The sequence below is a fragment of the Alcaligenes faecalis genome (genome assembly GCF_002443155.1).
GTDB classification, from domain to species: Bacteria; Pseudomonadota; Gammaproteobacteria; order Burkholderiales; family Burkholderiaceae_B; genus Alcaligenes; species Alcaligenes faecalis.
This window is the reverse complement of sequence record NZ_CP023667.1, coordinates 1651845-1667502: the sequence shown is the minus strand read 5'-3', so window position 1 is coordinate 1667502 and position 15658 is coordinate 1651845. Positions and strand designations below refer to the sequence as shown.

14 protein-coding genes and 1 tRNA gene are annotated in these 15658 nt (G+C 55.5%); 1 reads left to right on the top strand and 14 read right to left on the bottom strand.

Annotated elements, in window-relative coordinates:
- Positions 1-18: 18 nt before the first annotated feature.
- Complete coding sequence (locus tag CPY64_RS07810) at positions 19-297, bottom strand: hypothetical protein (protein ID WP_042480388.1); 279 nt, start codon at positions 295-297, stop codon at positions 19-21.
- A 250-nt stretch (positions 298-547) separates the two neighbouring features.
- Between CPY64_RS07810 and CPY64_RS07805 the strand changes: the two genes are divergently transcribed.
- Positions 548-781, top strand: a complete 234-nt coding sequence (locus tag CPY64_RS07805; RefSeq protein WP_042480384.1) for a hypothetical protein — start codon at positions 548-550, stop codon at positions 779-781.
- A 1082-nt stretch (positions 782-1863) separates the two neighbouring features.
- Here the strand turns inward: CPY64_RS07805 and CPY64_RS07800 are convergent.
- The 13 genes from CPY64_RS07800 to CPY64_RS07740 all read right to left on the bottom strand — a co-directional run bounded on the left by CPY64_RS07800 (position 1864) and on the right by CPY64_RS07740 (position 15537).
- A tRNA-Pro gene (locus tag CPY64_RS07800) sits at positions 1864-1940 on the bottom strand.
- Between the two features lie 213 nt (positions 1941-2153).
- Entirely contained in the window at positions 2154-3686 is a 1533-nt protein-coding gene (locus CPY64_RS07795) for a M81 family metallopeptidase (protein WP_042480380.1), read from the bottom strand.
- A 19-nt stretch (positions 3687-3705) separates the two neighbouring features.
- Entirely contained in the window at positions 3706-4887 is a 1182-nt protein-coding gene (locus CPY64_RS07790) for a YgeY family selenium metabolism-linked hydrolase (protein WP_042480377.1), read from the bottom strand.
- Complete coding sequence (locus CPY64_RS07785; RefSeq protein ID WP_042480375.1) at positions 4878-5813, bottom strand: N-carbamoyl-D-amino-acid hydrolase; 936 nt, start codon at positions 5811-5813, stop codon at positions 4878-4880. Before CPY64_RS07785 ends, CPY64_RS07790 begins: the two co-directional genes overlap by 10 nt.
- 119 nt (positions 5814-5932) lie before the next feature.
- Positions 5933-6748: an ABC transporter ATP-binding protein gene (locus tag CPY64_RS07780; protein ID WP_226791352.1), complete on the bottom strand. Its 816-nt coding sequence runs from the start codon at positions 6746-6748 to the stop codon at positions 5933-5935.
- A gap of 622 nt (positions 6749-7370) precedes the next feature.
- Positions 7371-7931 carry a putative Fe-S cluster assembly protein SufT gene (gene sufT, locus CPY64_RS07775; protein WP_042480373.1) on the bottom strand — a complete coding sequence of 187 codons (561 nt, stop codon included), beginning with the start codon at positions 7929-7931 and terminating at the stop codon, positions 7371-7373.
- A 15-nt stretch (positions 7932-7946) separates the two neighbouring features.
- Positions 7947-8399 carry a Fe-S cluster assembly sulfur transfer protein SufU gene (gene sufU / locus CPY64_RS07770; RefSeq protein ID WP_009454366.1) on the bottom strand — a complete coding sequence of 151 codons (453 nt, stop codon included), beginning with the start codon at positions 8397-8399 and terminating at the stop codon, positions 7947-7949.
- Positions 8400-9647: a cysteine desulfurase gene (locus CPY64_RS07765; RefSeq protein WP_042480370.1), complete on the bottom strand. Its 1248-nt coding sequence runs from the start codon at positions 9645-9647 to the stop codon at positions 8400-8402. It lies immediately after the preceding gene.
- A complete protein-coding gene (gene sufD, locus CPY64_RS07760) occupies positions 9644-10951 on the bottom strand; it encodes a Fe-S cluster assembly protein SufD (RefSeq protein ID WP_042480368.1) in 1308 nt (435 codons plus the stop codon). Before sufD ends, CPY64_RS07765 begins: the two co-directional genes overlap by 4 nt.
- Positions 10948-11727, bottom strand: a complete 780-nt coding sequence (gene sufC / locus CPY64_RS07755; protein ID WP_009454372.1) for a Fe-S cluster assembly ATPase SufC — start codon at positions 11725-11727, stop codon at positions 10948-10950. The genes sufD and sufC overlap by 4 nt, the downstream gene beginning before the upstream one ends.
- A 13-nt stretch (positions 11728-11740) precedes the next feature.
- Positions 11741-13189, bottom strand: a complete 1449-nt coding sequence (gene sufB, locus CPY64_RS07750) for a Fe-S cluster assembly protein SufB (protein ID WP_009454374.1) — start codon at positions 13187-13189, stop codon at positions 11741-11743.
- The gene (locus CPY64_RS07745) at positions 13186-13680 is read right to left on the bottom strand and encodes an SUF system Fe-S cluster assembly regulator (RefSeq protein WP_003800349.1); all 495 of its coding nucleotides are present in this window, start codon (positions 13678-13680) and stop codon (positions 13186-13188) included. Before CPY64_RS07745 ends, sufB begins: the two co-directional genes overlap by 4 nt.
- Before the next feature lie 60 nt (positions 13681-13740).
- Positions 13741-15537: an ABCB family ABC transporter ATP-binding protein/permease gene (locus CPY64_RS07740; protein ID WP_165589467.1), complete on the bottom strand. Its 1797-nt coding sequence runs from the start codon at positions 15535-15537 to the stop codon at positions 13741-13743.
- Positions 15538-15658: the final 121 nt, after the last annotated feature.

The following is a 15658-nucleotide window of genomic DNA, read 5'->3' as shown; positions in this document are numbered from 1 at the left end:
TCCCAAGCTGACGACTAATTATTTTAATAGTTTGATATGTTCTTCCAGCCGCTGAATCCGAGTTTTGATTTCTGCTTTATCAAAAGCACTTTTGATAGTCTGACTGTTCAACAGCCTCTGTTGCTCATTGGCAGGCAAATCATCCCACAAGCTCAACAGCGATGCCCCCAAAAAACCAAGTATCAACTGATCATCTTCGTCTAGCTGATCCACTGCTCGTGCAACGGCCAAGGCTTTCAATTGAGATCCGCCATCATCATCCCATTGCCCACCTCCTGATGAGACTTCTGTATTCATGGCGCCCTCTCTAATCAGCGGTTAAATGAACGGTCAGTATAGCCCTCTCCAGCTTTTCAAACAGATCTAAAGCAGAGCGTACAGACTGAATTTCCCCTTAAAATACAATGATTTACAAATTATCATAGTGGGTATTTTCAGGATCAGCCTAGTATGAACTTAGACCTTCTCATTGACACCTTGAAGGCGCTACTGGCGCTGTTGCTCAGACTCTCTGAGAAATATCCCGCCAGTCATGGCAGGAGTGCCTATGACACACTATCTTCGGTCCATTGGAAGAAAAGTTAACTTGCTTCGCTTCCCCCTTCTCGCGGCCACCGACCCCGCCGAACCCACTGTCCCGGACCCCCGCGACAAACGCCCCGTCGAAATCGAACGGATCCACGAAGACGATCAGACGCTACCTGCAAACGATGAGCCCATCGGCGACAAGAAACCTCGCCACCCTCCTCCAGCGCAAAACGATCAATCCATTTTTAACTAACTATCCGTGCATCAAGGCGCAAAGCAGTACCCTCAACACGTCTGATTTGCTGCAATGATTCACCTATTGGAGTCTCTCATGACACAAACAACGGGCTCTCCCAACAAACCCCAAGCCCCTCCCCAAAACCCATCACCTTCTCCTGATCGAAAAGCGGCCATGCATCCTGACGACAAGAAAGATGGCAAAGCTCCGCAGGACCAACCGAAAGGCAAATAAGTAGCTTTCGCAGACTCGCCCCAACGAGTCTGCAATACGGGACCGCCAAAGATTACGGCGACAGCCCTCCCCCTGACGACTCCAATAACAATAAAAACTTTTCCCCGCTCTGACCAACGTCTGGAGCACAGCCCTTCAGGAGCGTAAAGGGGCCTATCAACGCCCCGGTAATCTGTGCACCCGGTGTCATTTTTTTAACCTTATCCTCTGCACTCAGCCTCAAGCACGAGTTTATGGCTGTTGTTGGCCCCTGTTCGCAAGCCCCTGGAGAAGCTAAAAAAATCCTCATGCCAACGCTCAAAGTGCAAAACATTGTGATTATATGAGTGTGTCCGTTGGAGCTCTTGCCTGGGCTCCAAGCTATCACCGGCTATGTCGCAGAATCTTCAGCACTAGCACGCAGTGCAAATGCCAATCAAAAAGGCCTGCAATGTTGACATTGCAGGCCTTTTCTTTGACACAGGCTAAAAAGAGTCATTCAAGTCTCGAGGGGTTATCTGCCCCGCACTGCGCCTCTTCCTGTAGGTTTATGATCATGAGCAGCACTGGCTCGCTTGATCCCCTCGTTGGGAGCCTGAGCTGGCCACCCCGTTTGCGGCGGGGCGAGCTCAGACTTGCGTGTACTTGCCTTCTTAGGCGGTTTACCTCTCTTGTCCATTGTGACCTCCATTGGTCAATGGCTACCCCAACAAATGTCAGGGCGGTACTACAGGATAGGCCATAAACCGATAAATAGCTTGTCTATCTACGTCCGGGTCTGGCGATCAATACACAAGGAACGTCAGCAAGCCCCAAGCACGAGCTCCAACCCCCGCCGCAATGAAAAAGGCCTACAGCAAAAATGCTGTAGGCCTTTTTAAATTTGGTCGGAACGGAAGGATTTGAACCTTCGACCCCTTGCACCCCATGCAAGTGCGCTACCAGGCTGCGCTACGCCCCGAAAGAATTAAACTATAACCCTGTTCTTCCTTTCTTGCAAGTGTTTTTTAGGTTTTTTCTTTCGATTCGAGATTATTGATAGTTAATCTCGGTGCCGATTGAAATCCACACTTGTCTGAACAGGCGGCCTGATTTTCAAAGCTCATTTTACCGAGCTAATCCGCATCAAAACCGTGAAGGCAGGAGTATACCTACTTGGGTAAAAAATGCAAAGCTATTGTGAACAGGCCCGCCCTTCTGATTGCATGACTCGCCATTGAGACAGGCTGGGGCCACCGGGATACAGCAGGCGTTCTGCCGGTAAACGCTCCCACGGCAAGTCGGTCGTGCGCATGGAAACTCCTCCCGGTGCTGCTCCGACAATGATGCGGTCACTGATGCTGCCAAAGTCCGCTCTGAAGTGCACGGCGCTTTTCAGGACCAGTATCTTCATCTGCTCTGGCTCTATCCCAACAAAACGGAACATGCTTTGATCTGCCATCTGCGACTTGTAGGAGGCCAGAACGATACGCACGCCTTCTATGCGCAAACAGGCACTGGGCCCCAGGTTCATGGCACAGCCTGCGTAGTACGGGCCGGTGGCGCGGAACTGGCCATCGGATACGGACTCGATATAAAAGCGAGCATGCAAGGGCATATCGCCGGGGACACCGGATTTACCGCCCAGGGACAGTTCGATGGTTTTACCGGCACCTGCCTGGTGCACCAGAGCAGCGCTTTCCGGGTCCACGATCAAGCCTAAAGCGGCATCCGATACCTTGGCTTTCAGCAAGGCGCGCAAGAGGCCACAGGTATCGGAGCTGGCGCCGCCACCGGGGTTGTCGTGAGCATCGGCAATGATCACCGGGCCTTTACCAGGGTGACTCAGCGCCCATTGCACGGCTTCGTCCGGTTCATAAAGCTTGCCTTGGAAGCCTTGGGCTTTATCGAGCACCTCGTCCAGAAAGGCTGCCAAACGGCTATCGGCTTCTTCCTGTGTCTGGGCGTAGGCCCACAAGACCGCTCCGCATTCCGGCACGTCCGCGGCAGGAAAGCCCATGGCGAACGACACGCTCCCCTCGCCTTCTATTTCTTCCAGCGATGACAAGTGACGGTACAGGCTGGCCGCCGGTTCCATCTCGGTGCTTTGCCAGATCGCCGGGATCAGGAAAGGCAATCGATGCCAGGCCAATTCAGGGCGACGACCGCTTTGCAAACAGCGCATCAGCGCCTGGAAAGCACGCTCGCCCGTTTGCCCCATATCCACATGCGGGTAGGTTTTGTAAGCCACCAGCATATCGGCCTGCGCCAGCATGGTGTCGCTGACATTGGCATGCAAGTCCAGACTGGCGACCACAGGCACATCCGGTCCCACCATCTCGCGCACCAGAACCAGCAAATGCCCTTCCCCATCATCGCGATGCTCGGCCACCATGGCGCCATGTAAATCCAGATACACCGCATCCACAGGCAGAACTTGCTCCAGGCGGTACAGAATCTCCGCCACGATCGCCTCGTAAGTCATTGCCTCGACGGGAGCGGAGGGACTGGCAGCGGCCCACAGTAGCGGGACGCACTCGACCCCGGCTTGTGCGGCGGCGGCCATGAACCCGGCTGCCGGGATATTGGCCCCACGCAAGGCAGGCTCGATGGCCTCGGCCCGGCACATACCTGGCCAGCCGCCCCCATGCTCAAAGTCCGCCATTGTTGCCATGGCCGGGCCAAAGGTATTGGTCTCGTGCTGAAAACCCGCTACTGCAATACGCATCACTTGTCTCCGATTGCTCTTACGCTTGTCCCGCCAGTTGGATACACAGCTGTTCGTAAATGTCCTTGGCCCCCAGAACATCGTCGATCGCGACCGACTCATCAGCCGTATGTGCCTGTGCTTCCTCGCCTGGCCCCAGACCGATAGTGGGAATGCCACGTCGCCCGGCGGACTCGGAGCCATTGGTGCAAAACCACCAGGTATCCATTTCCACCACACGCCCGGCTTGCTGAACCGCTTGCACCATGGCTTGGGCCAACGGTGCCGACTCATCCAGCCGCCAGGCGGGCAAGTCCCGCTCCGGGCTGGCCTGCTGACCTGTATAGGTTTGTACCTGACTGTCCACCAGTTCCAGCGAAAAGCCCTCCACACCGGCACCCTGCACGCATTGCTCCATTTCTTTCAGCACCGATTCGCTGCTTTCTCCGACCAAAGTACGGCGATCAAAACGCACCGTAACGGACGAAGGAATCAGGGAAATGGAAGGATGCGGGTCGGAAATAATGTCAGTGGGCACCAGCAAGGCTTGGCCCACTTGCGCATCCCTGGGCAAATCCAGCGTTTGCAAAGCAGAAATCGCCTTGACAGCCGCCTGAATGGGATTCACCCCCAGATGAGGCAAGGCCGCATGGGCTGGACGGCCTTGCAAGCGCAACAGAATCTCCTGTCGCCCTTTCTGGCCCACCATGATGCGCAAACGCGATGGCTCACAAATCACCACAGCAGCCGGCGTGCATTGCTCCAGAGCGTGTGACAAGGCATAGCCTTCAATCACTTCCTCCATCACGCTGGCAGACACGGCAATACGCTGTTTCAAGGTTCCACTACGAGCCGCTGCCGCCGCGCCACACAGAGCGGCGGCCAAACCTGCTTTCATATCACTGGTGCCGCGCCCATACATGCGGCCATCCTTGATCTGCGCCCCAAAAGGCTCAACCGTCCAGGTTCCGGCGATAGGCACCACATCCATATGAGCATCAAACAGCAGGGCCAGCGGAGCCTGGGCCGGGCCGACAAAGCCCAGCACCGACCCCTTATCGTCCACGCTGATCTGGTCAAAGCCCAACTCCCGCATGACTTGTTGCACAAAGTCCGCCATGACCTGCTCTTGCCCGGACAGGCTGGGGATACGCACAAAGGCTTGCGTCAGGCTGACCACATCCCAGGCCAGGTCCATTTTTGTATGTTCGTTCAAGCCCATGGCACCACCGCTCCACGTTGCGAGCTGATCAGGCCATACGCTTCTGGCCGACGATGACGCTCAAAGTTGAAGGTCGTACTCTTGTAGGAATGGCACAGATCCAGATCGCAGCGGGCAATGGCCAACTCGTCACCCTTGGTGGAGCAAGCCGCGACAATCTCGCCAGACGGTGCAATGATGGCACTGCCGCCAATCATCTCGATGCCCTCTTCACTCCCCGCCTTGGCCACCCCCACCACCCAGGTGCCGTTCTGATAAGCCCCGGCCTGCATCACCAGATGGTTATGGAACATGGACAGATCGTCGTGCTCCGGCGCGGGCGGATTATGAACCGGCGTGTTGTAGCCCAGCATGACCATTTCAACGCCCTTCAAACCCATGACGCGGTAGGTTTCCGACCAGCGACGGTCATTGCACAAGGCCATGCCCATCACGCCCCCGAAGGCCGACCACACACCAAACTCGTGTCCGGGCTCGAAATAGTATTTCTCCAGATGCTGGAAAGCACGCCAGGGCTCGTCCTGGCCGTGACCGGGCAAATGCACCTTGCGGTACTTGCCCACAATCGTGCCGGTTTTATCGACCAGAATGGACACGTTGAAGCGACGCTTTACGCCGTTTTCAATGACCAGCTCGGCATAGCCCAGGTAGAAACCAATCTGCAATCTGGCAGCAGCATCAAACAGGGGCTGGGTGTCCGGCCCTGGCATCTGGGTTTCATAAAAACAATCAAAATCGGAAATATCCTCACTGAACCAGCGCGGGAAAAACGTGGTCAGTGCCAGCTCGGGAAATACCACCACATCAACATCCATTTTCTTGGCCTGATGCAAATGGGCCAGCAAGCGGTCAACCACCTGTTTTTTAGTTTCGTTGCGTGCGATAGGGCCCAACTGAGCCGCTGCTACATTGACAAACCTGGACATGAGATTTGAACTCCATCAACAATTAAGATCCGCCTTGGGCGGGATTCGATACGCCCTGCCGCGTTCCAGCAGCAGGATTTAGCTCTGCACAATCAACACAGCCCCAACAGCCGTGTCGATCAGGCATAAGCACAAAAATTCTGAAAATCCCAATGCACACCGGGTGCGGATTCCACCAGTTCACGGGTGTAAGCCTGGCTAGGCTGGCTAATGACACGCCCTGGGTCTCCGGCCTCCACAATCCGACCCTTTTGCATCACCACGATGCGGTCAGAAATCTGCGCGGCAACACGCAAGTCATGGGTAATGAACAGGATGGCGACACCGGTTTTGCGCTTGATATCCACCAGCAACTTGAGCACCTGCTCTTGCACCAGCACATCCAGCGCCGACACGGATTCGTCCGCAATCAGCACATCCGGCTCCATCACAATGGCGCGGGCCAGACAAAGCCGTTGCCGCTGACCACCCGAGAACTGATGCGGATAGCGCTCCAGCACATCGGCGTCCAGGCCCACAATGGACAAAACTTCGGTCACGCGTTCAATAGCGACTTTGGGATCGACGCCGATGTTGTGCATGCCTTCTGTCAAAGACTGGCCAATCGTCACGCGAGGATTCAGCGAGCGATACGGGTCCTGAAACACGATCTGCACTTTGCGCCGCTGCGCCAGGCTGCGGTCCTTGCAGGCGGCGGGCAAGGTTTCACCGTTCAGGGTGATCTGCCCGGAGCTGGCCTCGACCAGACCAATAATGCAGCGCGCCAAAGTGGATTTGCCCGAGCCGGACTCCCCCACGACACCCAGCACTTCATCACGACGTATATCCAGATTGATGTCGCTGAGCGCGTGCATCTTACGCCCCTTGGAGAACCAGCAGTCCGAGCCATAGACCTTGCCCAAACCACGGGCGCTCAGCACGACCTCGTTTTGCACCTCCTCTTTTGCAGGCGGGTGCCCATTCGTCTTCTATTGATTCAACCCCAAGTCTTCCTGTATTGGCGGGCGTTTAACCTGCCCGCCCTGCAAGATCCTGCTTTAAAAAAGCATCGTTATGTTCTATCTGTATCAAATTCTATTCTCCGTTCGCCACATGAGTTCTTATTTATATAAGCCTGAAGGTTTCAGGTTTGAATGAAAGAAACTTAAGCTTAATAAGCGAAATTCATACAAATCTCTCTAGTGGGAGATAAGCATAAACCCTAGGAAAAGTTATAGGCTTCAGTTTTATCCGAGCAGAAAATTGAAGTATCAGGCATCTGATGAGATGCAGAAAAGGAAAGATGAGACTTAATGAAAACCTGCCTTTAAACGCCTTAGCCATTATTTTTATGTATAGATAACAGGCGGAAATCGAGTCATTTTTTTTGAGCAGTTTAGTGTAGTCAGAGAGCGGACCCAGACCGGGCGCCCAACGACACATAAGGGATTGAGCTAAAGCTTACTGTCCAGTGTTAAACGACATTGCAAACAGGCCCCAGCCCCCTTAGACACACGTTTCCAGATACTTCGCATCTGCAGATACAAAAAAGCCTGCAGAATATGCAGGCTTTTTCTATTACAGCATCCCTAGTTGCAAGCGGGCTGATTCGCTCATGCGCTCCCGGCTCCATGGCGGGTCCCAAACCAGGTCCACCACCGCCTTTTCCACGCCCTGGATGGTCTCCAGCTTGTAGCGGGCCTCGTCGGCAATCATCGTACCCATACCGCAACCCGGAGCCGTCAGCGTCATTTCCATGGTGATGGAAAAGGTTTCAGGCCCGGTCTGGTTCACGTGACAGGCATACACCAGCCCCAGGTTCACGATGTCCACCGGAATTTCCGGATCGTAAACGCTGGAGAGCACAATCCAGGCAGCATCTTCAATGGTTTTTTCGCTCAGGGGCAGCTCGGGCACAAACACTTCGGGCTTGTCCTGGGACTCAAAACCCAGCGCATCGGCATCGACACCTTCAATCCGGTACAGGTTGCCCTCTACCATCACGGTATAGCTGCCACCCAGCTTCTGGGTAATCGTTGCTGTACAACCCGCCTCGATCGTAACGGGAGCACCGTAAGGGATACTGACAGCCGGACAATCCCGGCTGACCAGCACATCATGTCGTTCAAAATAGCTCATGGCTTGCTTGCGCCTTTATTCGGTTTGCGCGGTTTCTTTGGCCTGATTGATGGCGTTGTGCAGGGTATGCCAGGCCAGAGTGGCACATTTAACCCGTGCGGGAAATTCACGCACACCAGATAACACTTCCAGCTTGCCCAGATCTCGATCGGGATGGGCCTCTGTCAGCATGGCGTGCATATCTTGAAAGAGAGACTCAAACTCGGCCAGACTCAGGCCCTTCACGGCTTCGGTCATCAAGGATGCCGACGCTTTGGAAATAGCACAGCCATGCCCCACAAAGCTGACTTTCTGCACAATGCCGTCTTCAACTACGGCGTATACAGCCAGTTGATCCCCGCACAGAGGATTGTGGCCATTGGCAAAATGGCTGGCGTTTTCTATTACTTCAAAGTTACGCGGGCTACGGTTGTGGTCAAAAATGACCTCTTGGTAGAGCTCGCGCAGCCCGTTGAAATCCTGGCTCATTTAGCCAACTCCAAATAGTTTTTGAGCTTTGCGCAGGCTGCCCAGCAAAGCGTCAATATCAGCGTAATCGTTGTACAAGGCAAAAGAGGCACGAGCCGTACCAGGAATGCCAAAGCGCGTCATCAAGGGCATGGCACAGTGGTGGCCGGCACGCACGGCAACGCCGTCCATATCCAGGATGGTGCCCAGATCGTGTGGATGAATGCCGTCGACCAGGAAAGACACGATGCCTGCCTTGTGTGCGGCCGTACCGATAATACGAATGCCAGGCATGGCCAGCAAGGCCTCGGTGGCGTAATCCAGCAGCAGCGCTTCGTGATCAGCAATACGCTGCATGCCTATGCCCATCACATAATCGATGGCGGCAGCCATGGTAATGGCACCCGCGATATTGGGTGTACCTGCCTCAAAACGCTGTGGCACGGGCGCGTAATTGCTTTGCTCGAAACTGACTGTGGTGATCATGTCACCGCCGCCCATCCAGGGCGCCATGCTGTCCAGAATCTCATAACGCACGTACAGAGCACCCATACCGGTGGGGCCGTACAGCTTGTGCGCCGAGAACGTGTAGAAGTCAGCATCCAGAGCCTGCACGTCCACCACACCGTGGGGAACGGATTGGGCCCCGTCTACCAGCACCTTGGCGCCGACGGCATGCGCCTGACGGGTCATTTCAGCAACGGGGTTGATCGTGCCCAGGGCATTGGATACATGGACCAAGCCCAGTAAACGGGTTTTCTCGTTCAGCAGTTGCTTGAACGCTTCCTGATCCAGCTCGCCGTTGTCCAGCACAGGCACCACGCGAATGACCGCGCCCGTGCGTTGAGCCACAAGCTGCCAAGGCACGATATTGGAGTGATGCTCCAGGCCTGTCAGCAGGATTTCATCACCCACCTTCAGGTTGTCCATGCCCCAGCTATAGGCCACCAGGTTGATGGATTCTGTGGTGCCACGCGTAAATACAATTTCTTCATCGCGCGCAGCATTCAGAAATGCCCGCACTGTACTTCTGGCCTGATCGTACAGCTCAGTAGCATGCTGAGACAGCCAATGCACACCACGATGGATATTCGCATTGGACTGCTCATAGAATCGCGCCTCGGCTTCAATAACCGAGCGCGGCTTTTGCGTCGTCGCCCCGTTGTCCAGATAGGACAGGCGTTGGCCCCGAATGGGACGAGCCAGGATAGGAAAATCCTCGCGGTGATTCAGCAAACCAGCAGCAGTTACGGGCATAGGCGCATTCATGCAAGATCTCCAAGGGCAAGACCGCCAGGCAACAAAGCGTTGATACCGACAGTGGCACGGCTACGCAGGCTCTCGGAAGCAATACGTTCCAGGGACTGGGCCGCAAATGCGTAGATCAGCATATTGCGTGCATCTTCCATGGTCATGCCGCGCGAACGCAGATAGAACAGGCTGTCTGCATCCAGCTGACCCACCGTGGCGCCGTGTGCACACTTGACGTCATCAGCGTAGATTTCCAGCTCGGGGCGGGAGTCCGCACGGGCCATCTTGGACAAGAGCAGGCTGTCCGAGCGCTGTACCGAATCCGTACCATCCGCGCCCTTGCCGACCAATACACGACCGCTGAATACACCACGGGCGGTGTCGGCCAGAATACCGCGGTAAAACTCACGGCTTTGGCAGTTGGGCTGAGCGTGATCAATGATGGTGTTGTGGTCGACGTGACGGCGGCCGTCTACAAAATACAAACCATTGAACAAGGTTTCGCAACGCTCGCCATTGAAGACGGTAGCAATATCGTTGCGGGCAATACGGGCACCGAAGGACAGGGAGTGCGAATTGAATACCGAACCACGACCTTGCTGCACATCGATTGCAGCCAGGTGGAAGTCTTGCAGCGCTTCCTGCTGCAACTTCATATGCGTCAGGTTGGCATCAGGCGCCACGTTCAGGCGAGTCACGACGCTGCTCAAGGAAGCATCCGTTCCTTCCTGACCTACATAGTGTTCAACCACCGTTGCGCTGGCACCGGACTCCAGAGAAATCAGGTTACGTGTGAAGCTGGCGCTGCCACCTTGGGTGCGCACAAAAACCAGATGAACAGGCTGCTCCAGGTGCTTGCCCGCAGCGATGTGCAGGGCCGCGCCATCCTGGGCCAAAGCCAGGTTCAAGGCGGCGGTCGAGGCGCCCAGGGACTCGTCCCCGTAAGCCTGCTGCAACCAGTCTGCATCCTGTTCCAGACAGGTGCTAAGCGAGGACAAACGCACGCCCGCTGGCAACTCATTCAGGTGCGACAAGGCCGCATCGTAGTGACCATCTACAAAGACCAGGAAATACCCGTCTTCTTGCTGGCGCACCGACGCCACCAGTTCTGCAGCCGAAGCCGACTTCTGAGGCGCAAAGCTTTGTTGTTCCAACAAAGCCAAGGAGGTGTGATGCCAGGCTTCAATACGCGTAGTTGGCCAGCCCTCTTGTGCGAAACGATCCAGCGCGCGCTGACGCACAGCGCTTAGCCATGGCAGGCCGGCTCCAGGTGCTTGTGCAGCCTGAGCGGCAAAGCTGTTGACCCAATCCGGCAGACTCATACCGCAGCTCCCTTGGCTTTCTGTTCGGCGGCTGCTTGTTCCAGCACCCAGCCGTAGCCACGCTCTTCCAGTTCCAGAGCCAATTCACGGCCGCCGGAACGAATGATCTTGCCGCCGGCCAAAACGTGCACAAAGTCAGGCACGATGTAGTCCAGCAGACGTTGGTAGTGAGTGATCACCAGCAAGGAACGCTCGGGGGAACGCAGACGGTTCACGCCGTCGGCAACCACGCGCAAAGCGTCAATATCCAGACCGGAGTCGGTTTCGTCCAGAATGGCCAGCTTGGGCTCCAGCAGGCTCATTTGCAGAACTTCGTTGCGTTTCTTTTCGCCGCCGGAAAAGCCTTCGTTCACGGAGCGGTACAGAAACTCTTCACGCATGCCAACCGTCTTCATTTCCTCTTTGACACGCTTGAGGAAGTCCATGGCGTCCAGCTCGGGCAAGCCCTGATGACGACGCACGGCGTTCACGGAAGCACGCAGGAAGTAGGCGTTGGACACACCGGGAATTTCGATGGGGTACTGGAATGCCAGGAACAGACCGGAACGGGCGCGGTCTTCAATCTTCATTTCCAGCAGGTCCTGCCCCAGCCAATCAACCGAACCACCTTCCACGGTGTAGTCTTCACGACCAGCCAGAACCTGGGACAAGGTGCTCTTGCCCGAGCCGTTCGGGCCCATGATGGCGTGGACTTCACCGGGTTTGATTTCCAGGTTCAGGCCTTTAAGGATAGGTTTATCTTCAACCGAAGCGCGCAAATCTTTAATCGTCAGCATTTCATTATTCTCCTTAACCTACACTGCCTTCCAAGCTGACGCCGAGCAAATTCTGTGCTTCGACCGCAAACTCCATGGGCAATTCTTTAATCACTTCTTTACAAAAGCCGTTCACGATCATGGAGACGGCATCCTCGGCAGTCAGACCGCGCTGCATGGCGTAAAAGAGCTGGTCCTCGCCAATGCGCGAAGCAGTTGCTTCGTGTTCCACACTGGCGCTGGGGTTCTGCACTTCCATCGTGGGGAAGGTGTGTGCAGCGCAGCGCTTGCCAATCAGCAGCGAATCACACTGGGTGTAATTGCGGGCGTTTTCTGCCTTGGGGGTAATACGAACCAGGCCGCGATAGGTGTTAATACCTTGGCCAGCCGAAATCCCCTTGGAGATAATCGTGCTGCGGGTATTGCGACCCATATGAATCATTTTGGTGCCGGTATCGGCTTGCTGGCGGTGGTTGCTCAGGGCAACCGAGTAGAACTCGCCTTGGGAGTCGTCGCCGCGCAGCACCACACTGGGGTATTTCCAGGTAATGGCCGAGCCGGTTTCAACCTGCGTCCAGGAGATGTGCGAACGTGCGCCACGGCATTCGCCGCGCTTGGTGACGAAGTTGTAAATACCGCCTACGCCGTCCTTGTCGCCGGGGTACCAGTTTTGTACGGTGGAGTACTTGATTTTGGCGTCGTCCAACGCGACCAGTTCCACGACCGCTGCGTGCAATTGGTTCTCATCGCGCATCGGCGCCGTACAGCCTTCCAGGTAGCTGACCGAAGCGCCCTCTTCCGCAATGATCAAGGTGCGCTCGAACTGGCCGGTGTCACGGGCGTTGATACGGAAGTAAGTGGACAGCTCCATCGGGCAGCGTACGCCTTTGGGGATGAACACAAAGGAGCCATCGGAGAACACGGCCGAGTTCAGTGCTGCGTAGAAGTTGTCGCTAGGCGGAACCACCGTACCCAGGTACTTTTTGACCAGTTCCGGGTATTCACGCACTGCTTCGGAAAAGGAACAGAAGATCACGCCCACTTCTTCGAGCTCTTTGCGGAAGGTGGTGGCAACCGAGACCGAGTCAAACACGGCGTCAACGGCCACACCGGCCAGACGAGCGCGTTCGTGCAAGGGCACACCCAGTTTTTCATAGGTGCGCAGCAACTCGGGATCCACCTCGTCCAGGCTCTTGGGGCCGTCGGCCTTGCTCTTGGGCGCAGAGTAGTAGCTGATGTCCTGGAAGTCGATAGGCGGATATTCCACAATCGACCACTTGGGATATTTCATGGTCAGCCACTGCCGGTAAGCAGCCAGGCGCCATTCCAGCATGAACTCCGGTTCGCGTTTTTTCGCGGACAGGAAACGGATGACGTCTTCGTTCAGACCTTTCGGTATGGTTTCAGACTCGATGTCGGTGACAAAGCCTGCCTCGTAATCACGATCGAGGAAGGTGTCCAGATGTTCGTTGACGGTACTCATTCGGTTAACTCCACGTTGGAGGTGTTCGCCTTGTTTCTGTTTTTCAATTCGGGACCCGGCTTGTGTGTCAGGGGAAATTCGTTAACGGGCACGCGTATCATGTCTGCAACACTGACCTCTTCGAGGGTGCGCCGGACAATATCGTTGATACGCTGCCAATTACTGCGTATATGGCAATCTGACTCCACGGAACAGGCTCCAGGAGTAGCTACACATTCAGTCAAGCCAAAGGGTTGATCTTCCAGTGCATCAATAATCTGCGCTACACTAATCTGTTTGGCGGGGCGGCCCAACACATACCCTCCGCGTGCGCCTCGGCTGCTGATTACCAGCTCGTGCTGGCCCAGCAGTTTAAGCACCTTGCTGACAGTTGGTTGGCCCAAACCCAGGATGGCGGCCAAGTCAGACGCACTGAACACACGGTCTGGATCGCCAGCCATGTGTGTCAGCACCAAAGTGCCGTAATCAATGATTTTACTGATTCGCAGCATTCCTTCTCTCTGAACAGGTCGTAGAGCCATATAGTACCGCTTTGGTACTATATGGTCAAATTATCCCTCCAGACTTTGCTGGATATTCCACATACGGGCATAGGCGCCATCCAGGGCTAAAAGCTCGCTGTGTGTGCCCTGCTCCACGATCTGTCCGCGCTCCAGAACCAGAATCAAATCCGCGTCCGTAATCGTGGAAAGACGGTGAGCAATGATCAAGGTGGTGCGGTCACGGGCAATCTCGTTCAACTCCGCCTGAATCGCCCGTTCCGTGCGCGTATCCAGCGCACTGGTGGCTTCATCCAGAATCAGCACCGGCGGGTTCTTCAGCAAGGTACGGGCAATGGCCACACGCTGCTTTTCGCCCCCGGACAATTTCAAGCCACGTTCTCCCACAACGGTTTCGTAACCATCAGGCAGGCTTTCAATGAAGTCATGAATACTGGCGGCACGAGCCGCAGCCACGATTTGCTCTTTGCTGGCCTCAGGACGGCCATAGGCAATATTGTGCAAAATCGTATCGTTGAACAGGACGGTGTCCTGGGGAACGATACCGATATGACGGCGCAAGCTCTCCTGCGTCCATTCGCGCAGCTCACGGTCATTGAACAGGATGCGGCCTTCCGTCACATCGTAGAAACGGAACAAAAGGCGCGACAAGGTGGACTTACCCGCGCCCGACGAGCCCACAACCGCTACAGTCTTGCCTGCGGGAATCTCGAAACTCAGGTTCTGGATGACCTTGCGGCGGCTGTCGTAGGCAAAGCTGACGTTCTCGAAACGAACACCCGCCTGTTCACAGGACAAGACCTGGGCATTCGGCGCATCCTTCACCTCTTGCTTGCGACGCAGCAAGGAGAACAGGCGCTCCATATCGGCCAGGGAGTTCTTGATCTCGCGGTACACAAAGCCCAAAAAGTTCAAAGGCGCATAAAGCTGGGTCAGGAAGGCAGACACCAGCACAACGTCCCCCACGGTCATGGTCCCGGCCAGCACACCTTGCGCCGACATGAACAGCAAGGCCGTCACCCCGACACTGATAATCGAAGCCTGACCAATATTGAGCAGATTCAAGGAGACCTGATTACGCACGGCAGCCTGAACCCATTGGCCCATATTCTGGTCGTAGCGATTGATCTCGTAATCCTCATTACCGAAGTATTTGACTGTCTCGTAGTTGAGCAAGGCATCAATCGCGCGGGAATTGGCGCGGCTGTCCAGGTCATTCATGGCACGCCGATAGCGCATGCGCCGCTCGGTCACCAGCAAGGTAAACACAATATAGGCAGCAATCGTCCCCAAGGTCACCGCAGCGAAGGCCCAGTCGTAACGCCAGAGCAAGATGCCACAGACCAGTGCGATTTCCAGCAAGGTAGGCAGGATATTAAAGACCAGGAAATTCAGCAGAAAGCTGACACCTTTGGTGCCCCGTTCAATATCCCGGCTCAAACCACCCGTCTGCCGTTCGGTATGAAAGCGCAAGGACAGATCCAGCAAGTGCCGAAAGACGTGGTTCGCAATCAGGCGCACCGAGCCTTGCGTGACTCGGGCAAACAAGGCATCTCGTATTTCCCCAAAAGCGCTGGAGGCCAGACGTACGGCACCATAGCCCAACAAGGCCGCCACCGGCAGCATCAGCGCGGTAGCGGGCAGGCTCAGCGCATCGATTACCTGCTTCAGGTAGATCGGCATCATCACTGTGGCGACTTTTGCCAGCAGCAAACAGGACAAGGCCAAGACCACGCGAGTCTTGAATCGCCAAACGTAAGGAAATAAGGATTTCAGGGTGCTCAGACCACCGGAGACACCATCAAGCACTTCAGGACGAGGAGGCACACGCAATAGGTCCGTGTCCATCAGCACAAAGCCGAAGAACCACGGACAGCTTAAAAATAAGTTGCAGCACAACGCTGAAATCAAGGCAGGACAAGCGCAAACGCTTTCCACTGGCAGGCAGGCCCCTGCTATGTCCTTGATG

What these genes read in the sequence shown, in the direction of transcription:
- CPY64_RS07810 (WP_042480388.1), bottom strand. Translation starts at nt 297, where the DNA reads ATGAATACAGAAGTCTCATCAGGAGGTGGGCAATGGGATGATGATGGC.
- CPY64_RS07805 (WP_042480384.1), top strand. Translation starts at nt 548, where the DNA reads ATGACACACTATCTTCGGTCCATTGGAAGAAAAGTTAACTTGCTTCGC.
- CPY64_RS07795 (WP_042480380.1), bottom strand. Translation starts at nt 3,686, where the DNA reads ATGCGTATTGCAGTAGCGGGTTTTCAGCACGAGACCAATACCTTTGGC.
- CPY64_RS07790 (WP_042480377.1), bottom strand. Translation starts at nt 4,887, where the DNA reads ATGGGCTTGAACGAACATACAAAAATGGACCTGGCCTGGGATGTGGTC.
- CPY64_RS07785 (WP_042480375.1), bottom strand. Translation starts at nt 5,813, where the DNA reads ATGTCCAGGTTTGTCAATGTAGCAGCGGCTCAGTTGGGCCCTATCGCA.
- sufT (WP_042480373.1), bottom strand. Translation starts at nt 7,931, where the DNA reads ATGAGCTATTTTGAACGACATGATGTGCTGGTCAGCCGGGATTGTCCG.
- sufU (WP_009454366.1), bottom strand. Translation starts at nt 8,399, where the DNA reads ATGAGCCAGGATTTCAACGGGCTGCGCGAGCTCTACCAAGAGGTCATT.
- CPY64_RS07765 (WP_042480370.1), bottom strand. Translation starts at nt 9,647, where the DNA reads ATGAATGCGCCTATGCCCGTAACTGCTGCTGGTTTGCTGAATCACCGC.
- sufD (WP_042480368.1), bottom strand. Translation starts at nt 10,951, where the DNA reads ATGAGTCTGCCGGATTGGGTCAACAGCTTTGCCGCTCAGGCTGCACAA.
- sufC (WP_009454372.1), bottom strand. Translation starts at nt 11,727, where the DNA reads ATGCTGACGATTAAAGATTTGCGCGCTTCGGTTGAAGATAAACCTATC.
- sufB (WP_009454374.1), bottom strand. Translation starts at nt 13,189, where the DNA reads ATGAGTACCGTCAACGAACATCTGGACACCTTCCTCGATCGTGATTAC.
- CPY64_RS07745 (WP_003800349.1), bottom strand. Translation starts at nt 13,680, where the DNA reads ATGCTGCGAATCAGTAAAATCATTGATTACGGCACTTTGGTGCTGACA.
- CPY64_RS07740 (WP_165589467.1), bottom strand. Translation starts at nt 15,537, where the DNA reads ATGGACACGGACCTATTGCGTGTGCCTCCTCGTCCTGAAGTGCTTGAT.